This window comes from Ruegeria sp. AL12 (genome assembly GCF_056540885.1).
On record NZ_JBQFXN010000027.1, the window covers coordinates 1 to 2,566 of the forward strand.

Sequence of the window (2,566 nt, forward strand, 5' to 3'; positions counted from 1 at the left end):
TGGCGCTGCCCTTCGTCAAACAGAATTACAAGCGTTGAAGTCAGGAGAGAGAGACATGGCAACCTATTATTCCGAAGAGCATGAATGGCTGACCGTCGAGGGCGATACCGCCACGCTGGGCATCACCAAGCACGCGGCTGAACAGCTGGGTGAGGTGGTCTTCGTCGAGCAGCAGGAAGTGGGCGACGAGTTCGAGAAGGACGGCGAGATCGGCGTGATCGAATCCGTCAAGGCCGCGTCCGAGCTTTATGCTCCGGTCGATGGCGAGATCGTCGAAGTGAACGAGGCGCTGGCCGACAACCCCGGCGCGCTGAACGAAGACCCCGAAGGCGAGGCCTGGATCTACAAGGTCAAGATTGCGGACGCATCGCAGCTTGAGGACCTGATGGACGAGGCCGGATACAAAGCCTTCATCGGCTAACCCAAACCCGAAGCCCCGCCTTTGGGGCTCCACCGCTTCATCTTTTTCCAAATACTCCCGCCGGAGGCTCCCGAAGCCTCCGCCGGCCCTGACCTTTCCATGGGAGCGCTGCAATGGCCTTCAAACTGACCGACTACGAAGCCTATGATTTTGCCAACCGCCGCCATATCGGTCCCAGCCCGACCGAGATGCGTGACATGCTCAAGGTGATCGGCTTCAAGACGCTGGACGAGCTGATCGACGCCACCGTCCCCCCGGCGATCCGGCAGAAACAGCCGCTGGACTGGGGTCCGGCGATGACGGAACGCGATGCGCTTTTCCACATGAAACAGGTGGCGGGGAAGAACAAGGTTCTGACCTCGCTGATCGGTCAGGGCTATTACGGCACCACCACGCCTGCGCCGATCCTGCGCAACATCCTGGAAAACCCGGCCTGGTACACCGCCTACACGCCGTACCAGCCCGAGATCAGCCAGGGCCGGCTCGAGGCGCTGTTGAACTTCCAGACCATGGTCAGCGACCTGACCGGGCTGGACGTGGCCAACGCGTCCTTGCTGGACGAGGCGACGGCGGCGGCCGAAGCCATGGCGATGGCCAAGCGTGGCGGCCGGTCCAAGGCCAACAACGCGGCCTTCTTCGTCGACAAGAACTGCCACCCGCAGACCATCGCGGTGATCAAAACGCGCGCCGAGCCTCTGGGCATCGACGTGCAGGTCGCCGACCCGGATCAGCTGGACGCGGGCGCGGTATTCGGCGCGATCTTCCAGTATCCGGGCACCTATGGCCATGTGCGCGACTTCACCGCCGAGATCGCGGCGCTGCATGAACATAAAGCGATCGCCATCGTCGCCGCCGACATCCTGTCGCTGGCGCTGCTGAAGTCACCGGGCGAGATGGGCGCGGACATTGCCATCGGCTCGACCCAGCGCTTTGGTGTGCCGATGGGCTATGGCGGGCCCCATGCTGCCTACATGGCGACCACCGACAAGCTGAAGCGATCCATGCCGGGCCGGATCATCGGTGTGTCCATCGACAGCCGCGGCAACAAGGCCTACCGCCTGTCGTTGCAGACCCGCGAGCAGCACATCCGCCGCGAGAAGGCGAACTCGAACGTCTGCACCGCGCAGGCGCTGCTGGCGGTGATTGCCTCGATGTATGCGGTCTATCACGGCCCCGACGGCATCAAGGCGATCGCGCAATCGGTGCACCGCAAGACCTCGCGCCTGGCCGCCGGCCTGGAAGAGGCGGGCTTCTCGGTCGAACCCGAGGTGTTCTTCGACACCATCACGGTCGAGGTCGGCCACCTGCAGAAGACGGTGATGGAGGCCGCCGTGGCGCGTGGCGTCAATCTGCGCAAGGTCGGCGACACGAAAGTGGGGATCAGCCTGGACGAACAGACCCGCCCCGAGACGATCGAGGCCGTCTGGGGCGCCTTCGGCATCGACCGCAAGGATGACAGCTCGAACAAGCAATACCGCCTGCCGGATTATGCGCTGCGTGAAAGCGCCTATCTGACCCACCCGATCTTCCACCAGAACCGGGCCGAGGCCGAGATCACCCGCTATATGCGCCGCCTGGCCGACCGTGACCTGGCGCTGGACCGGGCGATGATCCCGCTGGGGTCCTGCACCATGAAGCTGAACGCGACGATCGAGATGATCCCGGTCACCTGGCCCGAATTCGGCAACCTGCACCCGTTCTGCCCGGAAGATCAGGCGCAGGGCTATCACGAGATGATCGCCGATCTGAACGACAAGCTGTGCCAGATCACCGGCTATGACGCGATCAGCCAGCAGCCCAACTCGGGCGCGCAGGGCGAATATGCGGGCCTGCTGACGATCCGCAACTATCACTTCGCCCGCGGCGAAGGGCACCGCAATGTCTGCCTGATCCCGACCTCGGCCCATGGCACCAACCCGGCCTCGGCGCAGATGGTGGGCTGGCAGGTCGTGCCGGTGCAGGCGGATGACAAGGGCAATATCGATGTCGCCGACTTCCGCGCCAAGGCGGAAAAGCACTCCGATCATCTGGCCGCCTGCATGATCACCTACCCGTCGACCCATGGCGTGTTCGAGACCACCGTGCAGGAGGTCTGCCAGATCACCCATGATCACGGCGGTCAGGTCTATATCGACGGCGCCAACA

The 2,566-nt window shown here is 63.7% G+C and carries 2 protein-coding genes; both read left to right on the forward strand.

The genetic code is table 11. The annotated features are described in order from the left end of the window. Positions 1–55 precede the first annotated feature (55 nt). Positions 56–421 (forward strand): glycine cleavage system protein GcvH, encoded by a 366-nt coding sequence (gene gcvH, locus ACR0C6_RS20955; RefSeq protein ID WP_170345522.1) that lies wholly within the window; start codon positions 56–58, stop codon positions 419–421. A 113-nt stretch (positions 422–534) separates the two neighbouring features. Then, positions 535–2,566: aminomethyl-transferring glycine dehydrogenase (gcvP, locus tag ACR0C6_RS20960; RefSeq protein WP_480621024.1), on the forward strand; the 2,032-nt coding region annotated here is incomplete at its 3' end.